Below are 17,220 nucleotides of genomic sequence, written 5' to 3'. Positions count from 1 at the left end.
GTGGGAGTCGCGACGCTCCATCAGGAGCAGATCGTGAGCACCGTCAGGTGGGAGTCGCGACGCTCCATCAGGAGCAGATCGTGAGCACCGTCAGGTGGGAGTTATGGTGATCAGCCAGAAGATGCCGGGGAGGGGTGAGGAGAACCGGCGCCATCTTTTTTAGCGCGGACGATCCACAATATAAGGTATGCCCCAGTGGCTTAGCTGGCAGAGCGGCTGACTTGTAATCAGCAGGTCCCGAGTTCAAATCTCGGCTGGGGCTTAAAAGGCCAACTTATTAGCCTATTTTAAAACTGAGCTTCATATTCTCGATCATTTCATGGGCGAGAGGTATGGAAACATATATTAGTTCTTCAGATGCGTATATCTCATCGTATTACATATGTAACACATATGCACGCCACATGTGCGGGGTGGGTGTAATGGCGAAGGCTATAGAGTTAGGATTGAAATTAAAAGGCGAGGATGCTCGCAGGTTCGAGAGATTCCTTGAGCACAATGACCTGAGTACACGCGGCCAGTTTTTAGTCAGGGAGGCTGCGGTGCGTTCTCAAAAGCGATCTTAATGGCAGAACCAATTCCTGATGAAGAGTTGGAGTATGTCACTCTCCACGAAGGAATTGATGTTAATTCTTTTTCTTGTTGTAGTAATCCCGAAGAAGTTGATTTAGAGGAGTTCCTAAAAGAAGACGCCTTACGGTGTCAGAACAGTTTCTTCTCTGTCACGCAAGTTGTGTTCTGGAGAGAGGCTCTCGTGGGATATTTTACGCTTGTAACCGATTGCATCGAAAAAGAGGAGATGATACGGGGAGATCGAATAAGGGGCTATAAATATCGATATTACCCGGCAATAAAAATTGCAAGGCTGGCAGTTCACGACAATTACCGGCATCGCGGTATTGGAACCAATATGCTCATAGAAATCTTTTCTATAGTGGGCGACATCACTGAACATGTTGGTTGTAGAATTCTAACTGTTGACTTTAAGCCAACCTCTGTAGAATTCTATGAAAAATCAGATTTTCGAAGGGCTTTAGTCAATCCAGAAGATCCGCCAAAGGATACCATTCCTTTTTATTTTGATGTTTTGCATATCATCAGAGCGAGAAAAAGTTTGTAGATGTCCATTATTGACCTCATTTGAAAATACGCCCAAAATGAGTTCGGCACGCCCCGGAGGCACAGGCGTGCTGAAAAAGAGAGGGTATAGTTAAAGCTCCTCAAATCTCACCCGGACCCCCTCCGACCCAACCGCACACCCCCACCCCATCGCAGCTCTTTTCACCCGATCGCACCCATATATATACATGGCCTCTCACGTCCACCGGATAGAGGTACACTATTCCCGCGATCCACGCTTGCAGACGCGTACCGAGAGGTTCCGCTCGCCGGGCGTCCCCCTGCGCGATCTGCATCTCGTCGACGTCTATACCATAGCGACCTCCCAGAGGGACTTCTCCCCTGACGAGCTCTCGCAGATCGGTGCGCAGCTCAGCAACCCCGTTGTCCAGCGATACTCCGTAGACCGGCCGACCGAGGCCGACTTTGACCACGCGATCGAGGTCGGGTTCCTGCCCGGCGTCACCGACAACGCCGGGACGACGGCAAAGCAGACCATCGAGGATTACTTCGGGTTCCGGTTCGGCGAAGGGGAGGCGGTCTTCTCGTCGCAGCTCTACCTCGTCGCCGGCGACCTGACCCCCGACTCCCTCCGGAGGCTCACCGCTGCCCTCGCAAACCCGCTCGTCAACCGCGTCCACGTCAGGAGCCGCGAGGAGTACGGTGAGACGGGGATGGACACGATCACGCCCTTCGTCCGCCTCGACGAACTCCAGGCGGCCGGGACCGTCGACCTCGACCTTCCCGACGCGGACCTCGCACGCATCGGGAAAGAGGGCATCGTCGACCCCGGGACCGGGGAGCGGCGGGGGCCGCTCGCCCTCGACCTCGCCCAGCTCCACGCGATACGGGACTACTTCCGGAGCCTCGGTCGGAGGCCGACGGACGTCGAGCTCGAGTCGCTCGCCCAGACCTGGAGCGAGCACTGCAAGCACACCATCTTTGCCTCGGCGATGGACGACGACGTCCCGCGGGGGCTCTACAAGACCTGCATCCAGGCAGCCACCAACACCATCCGCGAGGCGAAGGGTGATAAGGACATCTGCGTCTCGGTCTTCACCGACAACTCCGGCGCAATCGTCTTCGACGACGAGCACCTCGTGACCTGCAAGGTCGAGACGCACAACTCCCCCTCGGCCCTCGACCCCTTCGGCGGCGCCCTCACCGGGATCGTCGGGGTGAACCGCGACACGATCGGGTTCGGCCTCGGCGCAAAGCCCTGCATCAACATCTACGGCTACTGCGTCGGCGACCCCGAGACTGAACCGCCCCTCTTCCGCGCCAAGAACCGGGAAAACCCCATTCTCCCCCCCCGGCGGATCTTCGAGGGCGTTATCCGCGGTGTGGATGTAGGAGGCAACTGTTCGGGCATCCCGACGCCACAGGGGTGGTGTTACTTCCACGACCGCTACGTGGGTAAACCCCTCGTCTTTGCGGGCACGGTCGGCGTGATGCCGCGCGCTCGCGACGGAAGATTGCTCCACGAGAAACAGGCCCTCCCCGGCGACCTCATCGTCATGGTGGGCGGCAGGGTCGGCAAGGACGGCATCCACGGGGCCACCTTCTCCTCGGAGGCGCTCGATCCGGCAAGCCCCGTGACCGCGGTCCAGATCGGCGACCCCATCACCCAGAAGAAGTTCTCCGACGTCATCGTCAAGGAGGCCCGCGACCTCGACCTCTACCGGAGCATCACCGACAACGGGGCAGGAGGGATCTCCTGCTCCGTCGCGGAGATGGCAAAGGAGTCGGGCGGGTGCCATGTCCTCCTCGACCGCGTGCCGCTGAAGTACCCCGGCATGGCGCCGTGGGAGATCTGGATCTCCGAATCGCAGGAGCGGATGACGCTCGCCGTCCCGGAGGAGAAGGTCGAGGCGTTCATGGACCTCATGAAGAAGAGGGAGGTCGAGGCCACGGTCATCGGGAGATTCACCGATACCGGCAGGTGCGTCGTGGAGTACAACGGCGAGACCGTCATGGATATCGACCTCGAGTTCCTCCACGACGGTCTGCCGAAGAAGCACCTCCAGACGTTGCCCGTGACGACGACCTATCCCGAGCCCGAGTTCGCGTGCCCGGACCGGCTCGACGACCTCCTCCTTGCCATGCTCACGAGAAAGAACATCTGCTCGATAGAGTTCATCTCGACCCGTTACGACCATACCGTCCAGGGAGGGCACGTCCTCGGGCCCGTGCAGGGGAGCGGGCGGGTCCAGGCCTCAGCCACGCTGACGAAGGTTGTGTTGGATTCGATGAAGGGCGTGGGGCTCTCGCAGGGCCTCTTCCCCTCCTACACGGAGCTCGATCCCTACCGCATGGCGATCGCCGCTATCGACACGGCCATCCGGGGCCTGATAGCGATAGGCGTCCCGATGGAGACGATCGCTCTCCTCGACAACTTCTGCTGGTGCTCTTCCGATGAGCCAGAGCGGCTCTGGCAGCTCAAGCGGGCCGCGCTCGGCTGCCGTGACGGCGCGGTCGGGTTCGGCACGCCCTACATCTCCGGGAAAGACAGCATGTATAACGACTTCTCGGGGTTCGACGCGGACTCTAACCCCGTCAAGGTCTCCGTACTCCCGACGCTCCTCATCTCCTCGATAGGCATCCACCCCGATGTTGCCACCGCCGTATCGATGGACGCGAAGTTCGATGGCGACCTCGTCTACGTCGTCGGGGAGACCAACGAGGAGCTCGGCGGGTCGGAGTACCTCGCGCACCTCGGCATCGAGGGAGGCACGGTCCCGGCCCTCGATATCGAGACGGCAAAAGCATGCTACGAGAGGATGACCGACGCGATCGAGAAGAAGATCGTCGCCTCTGCCTTCCCGGTCACCCACGGGGGCCTCCTCGTCGCCCTTGCAAAGGTCGCGATTGCGGGAAGGGTCGGCATGGACATCACCATTCCCGGCGGAATGCGCCCGGACTGCTACCTCTTCTCGGAGTCGCTCGGGCGGTTCGTCGTCACGATCGCTCCCTCCGACCGCGAGGCGTTCGAGGAGCTCTTCGGCGGCGACGCAAACCTCCTCGGCCACGTCGACGGCACGGTCTTCCGGGTATCGGCAGGAGGAAAGACCCTCATCGAGCAGCCCATCACGGCGATGGAAGCAGCATACAAGGCACCTTTCGGGAGGTACTGAGATGACTACTACCAAGACCCCGGCAAAAGCCCTCATCATGAGCGGTTACGGCATCAACTCCGAGATGGAGACCAGGGAAGCCCTGATGCGGGCCGGGATGGCATCCGACATCGTCCACATCAACGACCTCATCGCGGGGGAGAAAGCCCTCTCCGACTACCGGCTGATGGTCTTCCCCGGCGGGTTCTCTTACGGCGACGATACGGGTGCCGGCAACGCCTACGCAAACCGCGTCAGAAACAACCTCTGGAGCGACCTCAAAGACTTCCTCGCGGGGGACAACCTCGTCCTCGGGATTTGCAACGGGTTTCAGATCCTCGCGAACCTCGGCCTGATCCCCGCGTTCGAGCAGGTTCGTCCCCGCGAGATCGCCCTGATGCCGAACCGGAAGGGCGTGCTCGAGTGCCGGTTCGTCACCCTGAAGCCTGCGGTGGAGAACCTCTGGACGCGGGGCATCACGCACCTCTACTGCCCGGTCTCCCACGGCGAGGGGAACTTCTCCTGCTCGGAAGAGACCCTGAAACGTATCGAGCGCGAGAAGATGGTCGCGTTCCGCTACTGCCGCGACGACCTCTCTCCAGCGGGAGGGGAGTACCCCTACAACCCGAACGGTTCGCTTGCGGACATCGCCGGGATCACCTCGGCGGACGGCAGGGTCCTCGGCCTGATGCCGCACCCCGAGCGGGCCATGGAGTTCGTGAACCTCTACGACTGGCCGACCCAAAAAGAGCACCTGCGGCGCGAGGGAAAACCCCTGCCCACCGAATCGATGAACATGCAGATCTTCCAAAACATCGTCGCGTACTTCGAAAAGTGAACCGACTCCAATACCTTTTTTCAGGATCCTGGCGCGTCACCTGTGCCTCTCGTCTGCCCTTTCTCCTATACCCGGATCGTCTGTTGCCGCAGCCCGGGATCACGGCAGGCTCCTGCTCCCTGAGAGCAGGGAGAGGAGAGGCCGGGCCCCCTCACACCGAGAAGAGCGGTCCGAGCTCCACCTTCTGCCAGTCCCGGTCCACGACTTTCAGCCAGAGCGTACGGGTCTCCGGGACAAAGATCACCTGGTGATCTGAGGAGTACGGCATACCCTCGAGCATACTGTGCCGGAATGTCGCGCCCCCGTCCTCCAGCAGCACGTCGCGGATCGCGACCATCCGTTCCCCGTCGATCGAACCCCGGTTCTCCTCGGCGAGGCGCAGAAGATTGTCATACCGCGAGGTCGAATGATCCGCCGGGGGCACCGCAAGCCGCCAGGACGGGTCCACGAAGTGGTTCGCGGCCGCGATCACGCCCTGACCCTCGCGGCGCTTGATGTCATACACGGTCTCCTCGTAGGAGTAGGCCCGGTCCGGTCCTGCCGCGTTCACGATCCAGGCGCAGTCCGCACGGGTGGTCATGATCCCGGCGTCGAGCCCTTCCATATCGGAGTAGTCGAGCATCAGCCGGAAGAACTCCCCGATCAGGTCGGGCCTGCCGGCGATCTCAAGGCTACTGCCCGAGTCCACGGCGTTGTCGTCGGCGATGAAGAGGCCGGCGCTGTTCATCAGGGTCTCGGAACGTGCCCCTGCCGGGCCGAAGGTCGCCACGCCGTTGCTCCCGTCGGTCGGGTTGTAGACCGCGAGGGTGTAGTATGGGTAAAAGACCGAGAATACGTCGGGCAGGTCGTAGTTCCGGGAGAGGACCACCGAGCCGTCAGGGGTGTAGTTGCCCCATACCGCCATGAACGAACACCCTGCCTTCGCCCCATAAGTTACGAGGTAGACGATCGGGCCTTCGTAGAGGATATCGACCTCCTCTACGGAAAGACCGGACGTCTCCGCGATTCCCGCCCGGATCTCCTTCATGCGTTTTGCCTGGAGCGCCGTTGCCGTTGTAGCGAACTCGCCGATCTCCGCCTCGGTGTATCCGTTGGCCGTGAAGTGGGAGCGGAGCATCGCGTACTCTTCCTGGAGTTCGTCCTTCATCAGGGCGCCATACTGCCGTCCCATCTCCCGGTAGGTGCCGGAGAGGACGACGATATGGTACGATCCTGCCTCGTAGCGCGTGCCGTTGCCGAACGCGGCAACCTGCTTTGACCCGGCGTCGGTGCCGGCAGTCCACCCGCTCTCCGAAGTGAGGACGACCGCCGCCGCCGGGACCACGAGCAGCAGTGCGATGAGGAGGTATAATCGTCTCATGAGGAGATCTCCGCCCTCAAGCGGATAAACCTGCTTAAATGGTTTTGGCATGGCTGTTTTCCCGGCTCCCACCCGCAGCGTCCCGCCCCCGGCCCGGGGAGCACCCTGGAGCTCGCTCGATCCGGGTCGGGAACAGCACCGGAATTCCGATAGAAGAACCGGTTCCACAGCAGGCTCGAAGCAGGCACCGCCCGGAGAACTGTGGCAACCGAGGCAGCGACCGGCGACGGAATGTTTGAGTAGTCGAGAGGGAAAGAGGAAGTACGATGAGTACGCATCAGGAGACGGTCGGGGAGGAGAACGGAGAGGTATGGGAGTTGCGGCTCTACGTCGCGGGCCAGACACCTAAATCGCTCGCGGCATTCGCAAACCTGAAGAAGTTCTGCGAGGAGCATCTTGCCGGCCGATACCGGATCGAGGTGATCGATCTCGTCGAACAGCCTCAACTCGCGAGAGGCGACCAGATCTTCGCCGTCCCCACGCTGGTCCGGAAACTTCCCCCGCCCTTGAGAAAGATCATCGGTGATCTCTCGAATACGGAGAAGGTGCTGGTCGGCCTCGATCTGCGACCGGGGGATAAAACCTAGATTCTAAGGGGGTTGACCGAGTGAGTAACGAGAGCGACAATCAGGGCCGGAACAGGCCGTTGACCGCGGAAGAGTTCGAGACGGCACTGAAGAGTATGGACTCCCGTTATATTCTGCGGCTCTACGTAGCCGGGATGACCCCGCGGTCGCAGAGGGCGATCGAGAACATCAAGAACATCTTTGAGACGAGCTACAAAGGGAGTTACGATCTTGAAGTGATCGACATCTACCAGCACCCCGAACTGGCAAAAGACGCCCAGATCCTCGCGGTGCCCATGCTCATCAAGCAGCTTCCCCTGCCGATCAGGAGATTGATCGGGGATATGTCGGACGAAGATCGTGTCCTTGTCGGGCTCGGGATTAAACAGCTGGAGTGACTGTGCGCTCCACCGAAAACTACCCTCCAGGTAACCCATCCAACATGAACATTCCCCGATTACCGCGAGAGGAAGAACTCCTCCGCGTGCTGGAAGAACTCTATGGAGGCTTTGCGGAGGCTGAAGAGACCCTTTCGGCGATCCGGAGGGGGGAGGTCGATGCCTTCCTCGTCTCGACGGACGAGGGCGAGAAGGTCTATACCTTAAACACCGCCGAACACCCCTATCGTGTACTCGTCGAGCAGATGTGGGAAGGGGCTGCAACACTCTCCACCGACGGCACCATCCTCTACTGCAACGAGTCGTTCGCCCGGCTTCTCGGCATGCCCCATCAAAGCCTGATGGGAGAGCCGATCCACGCCTTCATCGCCCCTGCCTCTGCAGAGAGTTTCCGGAGGATGATGGAGGACGGGAACCCCTCCGGCACCGCGGGCGAGAGCACGCTCCAGGCGCATGGCGGGGACCTGGTGCCGGTACACCTCTCCCTGAAACTCCTGCGGATGGACGGGATACAGGTCTTCTCCCTGGTTGTCACGGACCTGACCGGGCAAAAGCAGTCGGAGGAACTTCTCAGGAAAGCCTACGCCGAACTCGAGACCCGGGTGAAAGAGCGGACCGCCGAGCTTGCCAGGTCCAACCAGGCCCTGCGCGAGCGAGGAGCGGCTGGCGATGGCTCTCGATGCCGCCAGTCTCGCACCCTGGGAGATCGACCTGGCCTCCGGGAAGGTTATTCCCTCTGAAGCGCTGGTGAAATTGTGGGGTGTTCCCGATGCCGGCGCACTGCAGACCCGCGACGACTGGAGGACCATCGTGGTGCCGGAGGATCGGCCCCGGATCCGGCAGGCCATAGATGAGGCCATCGCCCATAACGGCGAATACATGGCTGAATTCCGCATCCGCCGCCAGTCCGAAGGTTCCATCCGCTGGATTGCAAGCCGGGGCCTGGTGTGCCGGGACCCGGAAGGGCGGCCTCATCGCCTCATCGGCGTAGCCGCCGACGTCACCGAGCAGAAGCGTGCCGAGGAAGAACGGGCCAGGCTTCATCACGAGCTCGAGAGTGCGCACCGGGAGGCGAACCTCTACCTGGATATCCTGACGCATGATATCGGCAACACCGAGAATGTCTCGAACCTTTATGCCGAGCTGCTCCTTGCCACCCTCGACGGTGAAGCTGCCGATTATGCGGCGAAACTCCAGCGGAGCATTGGGAAAAGCATCGAGATCCTTGGCCTTGTTTCGAAGATCCGGCGGATCCATACCGGACCGCCCGATATCCGGCCGGTTGACCTCGATACGATCATCCGCGATGAGATTGGCCGGTATCCTGACGGCAGCATCAACTACGCCGGCGCTTCATCCCTCGTGCTGGGTGACGAACTCCTCCCGGAGGTCTTCTCAAACCTGATCGGCAACGCCATCAAGCACGGCGGTCCCGACGTCGCGATCGCCATCCGGACGGAGGATGCAGGCGGGTTTGTGTGGGTAACGGTGGCGGATACCGGCCCCGGTGTTTTAGATGCCGATAAGGAGGCGATCTTCCACCGCTATGAGAAGAAGCAGCGAGGCGTCGGCGAGGGGCTCGGGCTCTACCTGGCCCGGATCCTGGTCGAACGGTACGGCGGCAGGATCTGGGCCGCCGATCGGGTGCCGGGCCGCCCGGAGTGCGGTGCAGCATTCCAGTTCACGCTGAGAAAGGCCTGAATGTTGTGCCGGGTCCCGGACCCGGAAGACCCCGGACGGGATCGTGTCTCTGCGCGGCTCCATCGGGGATACGGCTCCCTCCGGGCGTCCTGTACGGCGTAACGAAGCACCGGGTCACCAGATTTCGGGGTAATGTATATGGTAAATACAGATCATCAAAAGAATATGGATCAGGCTGCAGGTGCTCCGGCACCGTCCGGGGATACCGAATTCGCTCTGGCAAAGGTGCCGAGCGGCATCCACGGTCTTGACGAGATCACCGCCGGCGGGCTCCCGAAGGGGCGGCCGACGCTGGTCGTTGGAAAGGCCGGGAGCGGGAAGACGCTCTTTGCCATGCAGTTCCTGGTGAGCGGGGCGACGCAGTACAACGAGCCCGGCGTCTTCGTCTCTTTTGAGGAGACGGCGGAGGACCTGGTCAAGAACGTCCACTCCCTCGGCTTCGACCTCCCCCGGCTGATCGCGCAGGAGAAACTCGCTATCGACTATGTCCGGATCGAGAAGAGCGAGATCGAGGAGACCGGCGAGTACAACCTCGACGGGCTCTTCATCAGGCTTGCTTACGCGATCGATTCCATCGGGGCGAAACGGGTGGCGCTCGATACCATCGAGGTCCTCTTCTCAGGTCTCTCAAACGAAGGCATCATCCGCGCCGAACTTCGCCGGCTCCTCTCCTGGCTCAAGGAGAAAGGCGTCACGGCGGTCGTGACCGGCGAGAGCGGCCAGGGCGAAAACCTGACCCGGCACGGTCTCGAGGAGTACGTCTCCGACGCCGTCATCTTCCTCGACCACCGGGTGACCAACCAGATCTCGACCCGGCGCCTGCGCATCGTTAAGTACCGCGGCTCCACCCACGGCACGAACGAGTACCCGTTCCTGATCACGGGGAACGAAGGTATCGTCATCATGCCGGTCACCACCCTCAGCCTCGACCACGAAGCCCTCGAAGACCGGGTCTCCACCGGCATCGAACGGCTCGACGCGATGCTCGACGGCAGGGGTTACTTCCGGGGTTCAAGCGTCCTGATATCAGGCGCGCCGGGCACCGGCAAGACGAGTTTCGCCGCTGCCTTCGCAGACTCGGTCTGCCGGCGGGGTGAGCGGTGTCTCTACTTCGCCTTTGAAGAGTCGCAGGGCCAGATCGTGCGGAACATGCGGTCTATCGGGATCGATCTCCAGCCCTGGATTGATGCGGGAAACCTTGTAATCCGTTCTTCCCGTCCGACGGCGTACGGCCTCGAGACGCACCTCGCCACCATGCTCCGGGATGTGCAGGTCTTGCGGCCCGACGCGGTCGTCATTGACCCCATATCGAGCCTCATCTCGGTGAGCAGCGAGGCAGACGCGAAGGCGATGCTGGTCCGGTTCGTCGATTATCTGAAGGTCAACCATATCACCGGGCTCTTCACCGACCTGACGCAGGCGGAGGGAACCTCTGAACAGACAAAGATCGAGATATCGTCGCTGATGGACACATGGATCCTCCTCAAGTTCATCGAGTCCGGCGGCGAGCGGAACCGGGGCCTGTATGTCCTGAAGTCCCGGGGCATGGCGCACTCCAACCAGATCCGGGAGGTCATCGTCACCGGTGAAGGGATCGATCTCGCGGACGTCTATCTCGGGCCGGGCGGGGTGTTGACCGGCTCGGCGCGCTACATCAGGGAGATGGAGGAGGAGGCGGAGTTGCGGAATCGCGAGGACGAGCTCCGGGTCCGGCAGATCGAGGCCGACCGGAAGCGGAAGGTGCTCGAAGCCCGGATCGCAGCCCTTCAGGCGGAGTGCCGGGGGGTGCAGACGGAGTTCGACCGGTTCTCATGGGAACTGGACCGGAAGAAGCAGGTCCGGTCTGAGGAGAGGGGGCATCTCGCCCGCATGCGGGAGGCGGACCGAACGGCAGGGGATTCCCGGAAAGAGCATGGCGGGGAGCGGTAAGCCGGGAGATGCCTGAGGGGGAGACTCCCTGTGAAGCGCGACCTGCCTTCTCGCGTCCTGCCCTCACCGCCCCGCGTCGCCCGACTGGCACGTCCCTTCCGCCGTGCCGGCATGACCCCGATGCCCAACGGGGAAGATCTCCTCCCCGTCATCGCAACTATATTATTCTCTGTAGAGAATAGTTCGCCGGAACCGGAGGAGCAGCCACGAAGATCAGGGTCACCCGCTGTTTTGCAGAAGAGGGCGGCGATGCGCCCGCAGTCCTGGAAGTCGAGGTGAGCCAGGGCGATGTTCCTTCAGCAGACGAAATCCTCTCGTTTGCGTCCATGCACGGTGATTTCGTCTGCATATCCGACCGTATCTTCCGCCGGTTCGAGATAATCCTCCCGCCGGAGAGCCGTCTTGAGATCCTCAAAGACGCGCTCCTCCAGATCGTCTACCTCGAACGTGAAGGCTCCACGAGCGAAGGACTCAACCCTTATGAGGTAGAGGACTTCATCGACACCCTGGAGCGGACCCGGCAGAAGGTGCTGGGCGAGGACGCAAGATCCTGACACCCGTCCCGGTTCGTTCACCTTTTTGCGGAGGACCGCGAACCTGTAATATGATCTGAGTGGCAGGAGAGGAGAGAGAGACGGACGGACCCGGCGGGCTTGCCGCCAATACCATCCATACCATGGACTGCATAGCGGGCATGCAGCGCCTTCCGGCGGGTTCTGTCGATATCATCGTCACATCGCCGCCCTACAACATCGGCAAGGAATACCGGTCATACAACGACCGGCAGCCCCGTGAAGAGTATCTCGGCTGGCTGGAGGAGGTCGCCGCCGGGGCGGCGCGGGTCCTCGCCGATGACGGCTCGTTCTTCCTCAACATCGGCGGCAAACCCCGGGACCCCTGGATCCCCTTCGACGCCGTCCAGCGGTTCCGCCCCTACTTCGAGCTGCAGAACGTCATCCACTGGGTCAAGGCGATCGCGATCGGGAAGGAGGATGTCGGCGGTTACGAGAACATACTCGGGGACATCGCCGTCGGCCACTACCAGCCGGTGAACAGTTCCCGTTACCTGAGCCAGTGCCACGAGCATATATTCCACTTCACGAAGAAAGGGAGCGTCGCCCTCGACAAACTGGGTGTCGGCGTCCCCTACCAGGACAAGAGCAACATCGGCCGCTGGAAGGCGGCGGAGCGCGACCTCCGGGACCGGGGGAACACCTGGTTCATCCCCTACCGGACCATCCGCTCCTCCCGGCCCCACCCGACCAGTTTCCCGGAGAAGCTCCCGGAGATGTGCATCCGGCTCCACGGCTGCCGGCCGGGGATGCTGGTCCTCGACCCCTTCATGGGCATCGGGAGCACGGCGCTTGCGGCGCTTGCCCTCGGCGCGGACTTTATCGGGTTTGAAATCGACCCGGGATACCGGGAGATTGCCGGGGCCCGGATTGCTGAAGCCCGCCGCGAGATGGAGCAGAAGGCCGGCGGGCCTTATAACCCCATGCCGTCAACGGAAGAGTGATGGAGACCCTCATCCCCTTCGCCGTCGCCATCGTCGTGATAACCGTCGCGTCGCTCAGGTATCACCTCCCCCCGTTTCTCACCCTGGTCGGGACGTCCGTCCTCTTCGGCGCCCTTGCCGGGATGCCGGCGGAGACGCTTATTGCGGCGATCACGGGCGGCGCCGGCAGGATATTCTCCATCCTCGGTATCGTCATCTTCTGCGGAGTCGGCATCGCCCAGGTCCTCCGCGAGAGTGGTCGGATAGAGAATATCGTCGCCGACATCCGGGGCCTGGTGCACCGCCCCCTTGCCACGGCAGGGTCGGCCGGCTACCTCCTCTCCGTCCCGCTGATGTGCGGCATCACCTCGTTCGTCATCCTCGCCCCCATCATCACGCACCTCCAGCCCGACCGGCAGGCGTCAAAGATCCTCCTCTACTGCGCCGGCGTCGCCGGGATGATATCCTACGTGCTCCTCTACCCCGCTCCAGTGGTCTACTCCACCATAACGACGCTCGGCCTCTTTGCCGGCCGGCCCTGGGAGGTCGACCTCGTCACCCTTCCTGTCTCGCTCCTCCTCCTCGCCGGTCTCCTTGTCGCCCTGCGGGCCCGCGGTACGCCTGCGGCGTTGCCGGCAGAACCGGCTCCCATAGCGGGCGGGCGGCACCTTCTCGCCTGGCTGCCGTTCCTGGTCATCGTCTTCGCGCTCGTAGTAGGGTCTTTCGTCCCACCGCTCCACGCCCTTGCAAACATCAACCTGGCGCTTCTTGCCGGGCTCTTTGCCGCACTTCTCACCGTTCCGGCCGACGTCCGGGAGAAGGCGCTTGCCCGGGGGACGAAAAACGCCGGGATCATCATCTTCGACCTCGCCGGTGCCGGAGCGCTCGGCGGCGTCATCGCCGCAAGCACCTTCCCTGCCGATGTGGCCGCGCTCGTTCAGGGTTATCTCCCCATCACCCTCCTCCCGTTCGTCGTCGCCGCCCTGGTGCAGGCGGCACAGGGCTCAAGAGTCGTCACCGCCACCGTCACCGCCACCATCCTCGCCACGATCCCTGCCGCTCTGGCGATCAACCCGCTTGCCCTGGTGCTCATGATCTCTGCAGGAGCGTTCATGTTCTCCTACGTGAGCGACCCCTTCTTCTGGCTGCTCAAACGGACGACCGGCGACGATTTTCCCGCGGTCGTGCGGAACTACACCCTGCCGCTCTCGGTGGCGGGTATCGTCACGCTCGTGGCGGCGCTGGCGGTCCAGGCCGGCCTGTGAGTCGGGTTCCTGCGGCATTCCACCAATATTCCTCAAAAATTCCGCCGGAACCACGTATATTATATAATTCGGGCGTCATGTTGTCCCCGCCAGAGGGAACAACTATGGATATCAAGTATGTATCGACAACATGCCCGTACTGCGGCACCGGGTGCGGGTTCAACCTTGTCGTGAGGGACGGCAAGGTCTTCGATGTGGCGCACTGGCAGCGTGCGCCCGTCAACGGCGGCAAACTCTGCCCCAAAGGACGGTATGCCCACGAGTTTATCAACAGCCCCGACCGCCTGACAACACCGCTCATCAAGAAGGACGGTACGTTCGTCGAGGCGACCTGGGACGAGGCCTACGACCTGATCACGGAGAAGTTCAGGTCCTATAAACCCGGAGAGATGGCCTGTCTCTCCTCCGCCCGGACATCGAACGAGGAGAATTACCTGATGCAGAAGTTCGCGCGGGTGGCGCTCAAGACCCCGAACGTCGACCACTGCGCCCGGCTCTGCCACTCGTCCACCGTCGCGGGCCTTGCGGCGGTCTTCGGATCAGGCGCGATGACGAACTCGATCAAGGACATCGCCGATTCAAAGTGCGTCTTCGTCCTCGGGAGTAATACCTTCGAGCAGCACCCGCTCATTGCACGGAGCATCGTCCGTGCAAGAGAGAGCGGCGGGAAGGTGATCGTCGCCGACCCGCGCTTCACCCCGACCGCCCGACAGGCTGATCTCTACATGCCGTTCGTCTCCGGAACCGATGTCGCCATCTTAAACGGCCTGATGCAGGAGATCATCCGGAACGGCAGGGAGGATAAGGAGTTCATTGCGAACCGAACGAAGGATTACGAGAACCTCAAGGAGGTCGTCATGCAGGAGACTTACAGCCTTGAGAACGTCTCAAAGATCTCGGGGATTCCGGTCGAGAGCCTCAGGACCGCGGCCGAGTGGATCGCAACGGCCGATGCTGCCGCGCTCATCTACTCGATGGGCATCACCCAGCACACCGTCGGCGTCGACAACGTCAAATCGACCGCGAACCTGATGATGCTCACCGGCAACCTGGGCAAGCCCGGCAGCGGCGTGAACCCGCTCCGCGGCCAGAACAACGTCCAGGGCGCCTGCGACATGGGAGCCCTCCCGAACGTCTACTCCGGCTACCAGAAGGTCACCGACGAGGCGACCCGGAAGAAGATGATGGAGATGTGGGGCGTCGAGGATATTGCCGAGGGCAGGGTCGGCTACACCGTCACCGAGATGATCAACGTCCTCGCCGACAAGCCCGGTGAGATCAAGGCGATGTACATCATGGGCGAGAACCCGATGCTCTCCGATCCCGACCTCCACCACGTCGAGGAGGCCCTCCGGAACCTCGAGTTCCTGGTCGTGCAGGACATCTTCATGACCGAGACGGGCGAACTCGCCGACGTCATTCTGCCCGCCGTCTGCTACGCCGAGAAGGACGGCACCCAGACGAACACCGAGCGGCGTGTCCAGCGCTGGAAGAAGGCACAGCAGGCACCCGGCGAAGCGAAGGAAGACTGGCGGATCATCTGCGAGCTCGGGAGCAGGATGGGCTACGAGAAACAGTTTGCGTTCGAAAGCCCTGAAGCGGTCTTTAACGAGGTCGCCGCCGTGACGCCCTCCTACCACGGGATGTCCTACGCTCGCCTCGATCCGGACGGCCTGCACTGGCCCTGCCCGACGGCGGAGCACCCGGGAACGGCGATCCTCCACCGGGAGAAGTTTGCGATGCCCGACGGCCTGGGCGTCTTCTCGCCCATCGAGTGGAAACCGCCCGCCGAGGTCCCGGACGCCGAGTACCCGTTCGTCCTTACGACCGGCCGTACGATCTGGCAGTGGCATACCGGCACCATGACCCGCCGGTCGCGGAGCCTTGAGAAGGAGGCACCCACGGGCTGGATCGAGATCAACCCTGAGGATGCGAGGGAACTCGGCATTAAGGACGACGAGGTCGTCCGGGCGAGCACCCGCCGCGGCACGGTGGACGTCCCCGCGAAGGTGACCCCCGACATCGTGAAGGGTGTCATGTTCATGCCGTTCCACTACAGGGAGTGTGCGGCGAATGTCCTGACGAACAACGCGCTCGACCCGATCGCAAAGATCCCTGAGTTCAAGGCGTGTGCCGTGAAGGTCGAGAGAATCGGGGAGGTGTGAGATATGGCAGGAAAAGGCGATTTACTCTATGCATGGACGACGGACGACGAACTCCGCGAGAAGGCCGAGACCGGCGGAGCGGTGACCGCCCTGCTGCGCCACGCTCTCGAGAGCGGTATGGTTGACGGGGTCTTTGCGGTCCGGAAGGGCGCGGACGTCTACGACGCCCTGCCGGCGCTGATCACCGACCCCGCCGAGATCGGAGGCATTGCGGGCTCGCTCCACTGCGGCACCCTGCTCCTCCCCAAACAGATGCGGCGGTGCCTCCTCGCAACCGATCCCAATATGCGGATTGCGACGGTCCTCAAGGGCTGCGACGTCAAGGCTATCTACGAGATGGCCAAACGCGGGCAGGTCAACCTGGACAACATCATCGTGATCGGCCTCAACTGCGGCGGCACCATCCGGCCGGAGGTAGCGCGGACCGTCGTCCGGGAGAAGCTTGGCCTCGACCCCGACGATGTCGTCAAGGAGGAGATCGACAAGGGAAAGTTCATCGTTGTCACAAAGGACGGCGAGCACGCCTCCGTCTCGATCGATGAACTCGAGGAGGGGGCAGAAGACCTTCTCGGGAACGAGGGGCTCGGCCGCCGGTCCAATTGCCGGCGGTGCAAGATCAAGATCCCGCGTCAGGCGGATCTCGCCTGCGGGAACTGGGGCGTTATTGGGGAAAAAGCCGGCAACGCCACATTCGTCGAGGTCTGCTCCGAGAAGGGCGCGAACCTCCTCAACAGCGCTATCCAGGCCGGCGCCGTGGCGACGGAGGCGGCAAATCCGAAGGGGATCGAGATCCGCGGCAAGGTCGAGAACGCCATGCTGAAACTCGGCGACAAATGGCGGGAACGCTACTTCGGGGCGCTCGGCGAGGGGACGGAGCGCCTGAACCGGATCCGGGAGCAGACCTCCCGGTGCATCAAGTGCTACTCCTGCATCGAGAACTGCCCGATCTGCTACTGTATCGACTGCAGTACGAAGAAGGACTACCTGGTCGAGCCCGGCGTCATCCCGCCGCCGTTCATGTTCCACCTGATCCGGTTCGCGCATATCTCCGACTCCTGTGTCAACTGCGGCCAGTGCGAGGAGCTCTGTCCTGTGGAGATCTCAAACTCGGTCTTCCTGCACGCCATCCAGGTCGACCTCGAGAGGCTCTTTGGGTTCCACCCGGGCGAGGATATGACTCCCCCCGTGCTCGCGCTCGTCGAGGAGAGTTCAGAGCGCGACCGGCTCATCGCGACGGGGAGCGACCAGATCTTTGACGTGTTCAAATGACC

At 62.1% G+C, this 17,220-nt stretch carries 14 protein-coding genes and 1 tRNA gene; 14 read left to right on the top strand and 1 reads right to left on the bottom strand.

Features of this window, described 5'->3' with window-relative positions; translation table 11 throughout:
* The first annotated feature begins 189 nt into the window (after positions 1-189).
* The 4 genes from PLN84_RS01500 (at position 190) to PLN84_RS01485 (ending at position 5,070) form a co-directional block, all read left to right on the top strand.
* Positions 190-262, top strand: a tRNA-Thr gene (locus PLN84_RS01500).
* Positions 263-565: 303 nt separating this feature from the next.
* The gene (locus tag PLN84_RS01495) at positions 566-1,120 is read left to right on the top strand and encodes a GNAT family N-acetyltransferase (RefSeq protein WP_292384641.1); all 555 of its coding nucleotides are present in this window, start codon (positions 566-568) and stop codon (positions 1,118-1,120) included.
* Positions 1,121-1,358: 238 nt separating this feature from the next.
* Complete coding sequence (locus PLN84_RS01490) at positions 1,359-4,253, top strand: AIR synthase-related protein (protein WP_292558746.1); 2,895 nt, start codon at positions 1,359-1,361, stop codon at positions 4,251-4,253.
* 1 nt (position 4,254) lies between these two features.
* Complete coding sequence (locus PLN84_RS01485; RefSeq protein ID WP_348531865.1) at positions 4,255-5,070, top strand: phosphoribosylformylglycinamidine synthase subunit PurQ; 816 nt, start codon at positions 4,255-4,257, stop codon at positions 5,068-5,070.
* Between the two features lie 151 nt (positions 5,071-5,221).
* Here PLN84_RS01485 and PLN84_RS01480 read toward each other — a convergent pair whose 3' ends face one another.
* Positions 5,222-6,430 carry a C45 family peptidase gene (locus tag PLN84_RS01480; protein ID WP_292384638.1) on the bottom strand — a complete coding sequence of 403 codons (1,209 nt, stop codon included), beginning with the start codon at positions 6,428-6,430 and terminating at the stop codon, positions 5,222-5,224.
* Positions 6,431-6,696: 266 nt separating this feature from the next.
* Between PLN84_RS01480 and PLN84_RS01475 the strand changes: the two genes are divergently transcribed.
* The 10 genes from PLN84_RS01475 (at position 6,697) to PLN84_RS01430 (ending at position 17,218) form a co-directional block, all read left to right on the top strand.
* Entirely contained in the window at positions 6,697-7,017 is a 321-nt protein-coding gene (locus PLN84_RS01475) for a circadian clock KaiB family protein (protein ID WP_292384637.1), read from the top strand.
* A 20-nt stretch (positions 7,018-7,037) separates the two neighbouring features.
* Positions 7,038-7,394, top strand: coding sequence for a circadian clock KaiB family protein (locus PLN84_RS01470; protein WP_292384636.1), 357 nt, complete (start codon positions 7,038-7,040; stop codon positions 7,392-7,394).
* A 44-nt stretch (positions 7,395-7,438) separates the two neighbouring features.
* Positions 7,439-8,134: a PAS domain-containing protein gene (locus tag PLN84_RS01465; protein ID WP_292384635.1), complete on the top strand. Its 696-nt coding sequence runs from the start codon at positions 7,439-7,441 to the stop codon at positions 8,132-8,134.
* On the top strand, positions 8,064-9,095 hold the full coding sequence (locus PLN84_RS01460; protein ID WP_292384634.1) for a sensor histidine kinase: 1,032 nt from the start codon (positions 8,064-8,066) through the stop codon (positions 9,093-9,095). The genes PLN84_RS01465 and PLN84_RS01460 overlap by 71 nt, the downstream gene beginning before the upstream one ends.
* A gap of 165 nt (positions 9,096-9,260) precedes the next feature.
* Positions 9,261-11,024 carry a circadian clock protein KaiC gene (kaiC, locus tag PLN84_RS01455; RefSeq protein ID WP_292384632.1) on the top strand — a complete coding sequence of 588 codons (1,764 nt, stop codon included), beginning with the start codon at positions 9,261-9,263 and terminating at the stop codon, positions 11,022-11,024.
* A gap of 275 nt (positions 11,025-11,299) precedes the next feature.
* Positions 11,300-11,578 (top strand): hypothetical protein, encoded by a 279-nt coding sequence (locus PLN84_RS01450; RefSeq protein WP_292384631.1) that lies wholly within the window; start codon positions 11,300-11,302, stop codon positions 11,576-11,578.
* Between the two features lie 59 nt (positions 11,579-11,637).
* Positions 11,638-12,540, top strand: coding sequence for a site-specific DNA-methyltransferase (locus PLN84_RS01445; protein ID WP_292384629.1), 903 nt, complete (start codon positions 11,638-11,640; stop codon positions 12,538-12,540).
* Positions 12,540-13,784 carry a hypothetical protein gene (locus PLN84_RS01440; RefSeq protein ID WP_292558745.1) on the top strand — a complete coding sequence of 415 codons (1,245 nt, stop codon included), beginning with the start codon at positions 12,540-12,542 and terminating at the stop codon, positions 13,782-13,784. Before PLN84_RS01445 ends, PLN84_RS01440 begins: the two co-directional genes overlap by 1 nt.
* Before the next feature lie 104 nt (positions 13,785-13,888).
* Positions 13,889-15,949, top strand: coding sequence for a formate dehydrogenase subunit alpha (gene fdhF / locus PLN84_RS01435; protein WP_292384627.1), 2,061 nt, complete (start codon positions 13,889-13,891; stop codon positions 15,947-15,949).
* Positions 15,950-15,952: 3 nt separating this feature from the next.
* Positions 15,953-17,218, top strand: a complete 1,266-nt coding sequence (locus tag PLN84_RS01430) for a Coenzyme F420 hydrogenase/dehydrogenase, beta subunit C-terminal domain (protein ID WP_292384625.1) — start codon at positions 15,953-15,955, stop codon at positions 17,216-17,218.
* Positions 17,219-17,220: the final 2 nt, after the last annotated feature.

Origin of the sequence: Methanoculleus sp. (genome assembly GCF_035363275.1) — an archaeon.
GTDB lineage: Archaea > Halobacteriota > Methanomicrobia > Methanomicrobiales > Methanoculleaceae > Methanoculleus.
Note: the sequence above shows the minus strand (reverse complement) of the source record. Positions and strands in the feature narration are given on the sequence as shown.

What these genes read in the sequence shown, in the direction of transcription:
- PLN84_RS01495 (WP_292384641.1), top strand. Translation starts at nt 566, where the DNA reads ATGGCAGAACCAATTCCTGATGAAGAGTTGGAGTATGTCACTCTCCAC.
- PLN84_RS01485 (WP_348531865.1), top strand. Translation starts at nt 4,255, where the DNA reads ATGACTACTACCAAGACCCCGGCAAAAGCCCTCATCATGAGCGGTTAC.
- PLN84_RS01480 (WP_292384638.1), bottom strand. Translation starts at nt 6,430, where the DNA reads ATGAGACGATTATACCTCCTCATCGCACTGCTGCTCGTGGTCCCGGCG.
- PLN84_RS01475 (WP_292384637.1), top strand. Translation starts at nt 6,697, where the DNA reads ATGAGTACGCATCAGGAGACGGTCGGGGAGGAGAACGGAGAGGTATGG.
- PLN84_RS01465 (WP_292384635.1), top strand. Translation starts at nt 7,439, where the DNA reads ATGAACATTCCCCGATTACCGCGAGAGGAAGAACTCCTCCGCGTGCTG.
- PLN84_RS01460 (WP_292384634.1), top strand. Translation starts at nt 8,064, where the DNA reads ATGGCTCTCGATGCCGCCAGTCTCGCACCCTGGGAGATCGACCTGGCC.
- kaiC (WP_292384632.1), top strand. Translation starts at nt 9,261, where the DNA reads ATGGATCAGGCTGCAGGTGCTCCGGCACCGTCCGGGGATACCGAATTC.
- PLN84_RS01440 (WP_292558745.1), top strand. Translation starts at nt 12,540, where the DNA reads ATGGAGACCCTCATCCCCTTCGCCGTCGCCATCGTCGTGATAACCGTC.
- fdhF (WP_292384627.1), top strand. Translation starts at nt 13,889, where the DNA reads ATGGATATCAAGTATGTATCGACAACATGCCCGTACTGCGGCACCGGG.
- PLN84_RS01430 (WP_292384625.1), top strand. Translation starts at nt 15,953, where the DNA reads ATGGCAGGAAAAGGCGATTTACTCTATGCATGGACGACGGACGACGAA.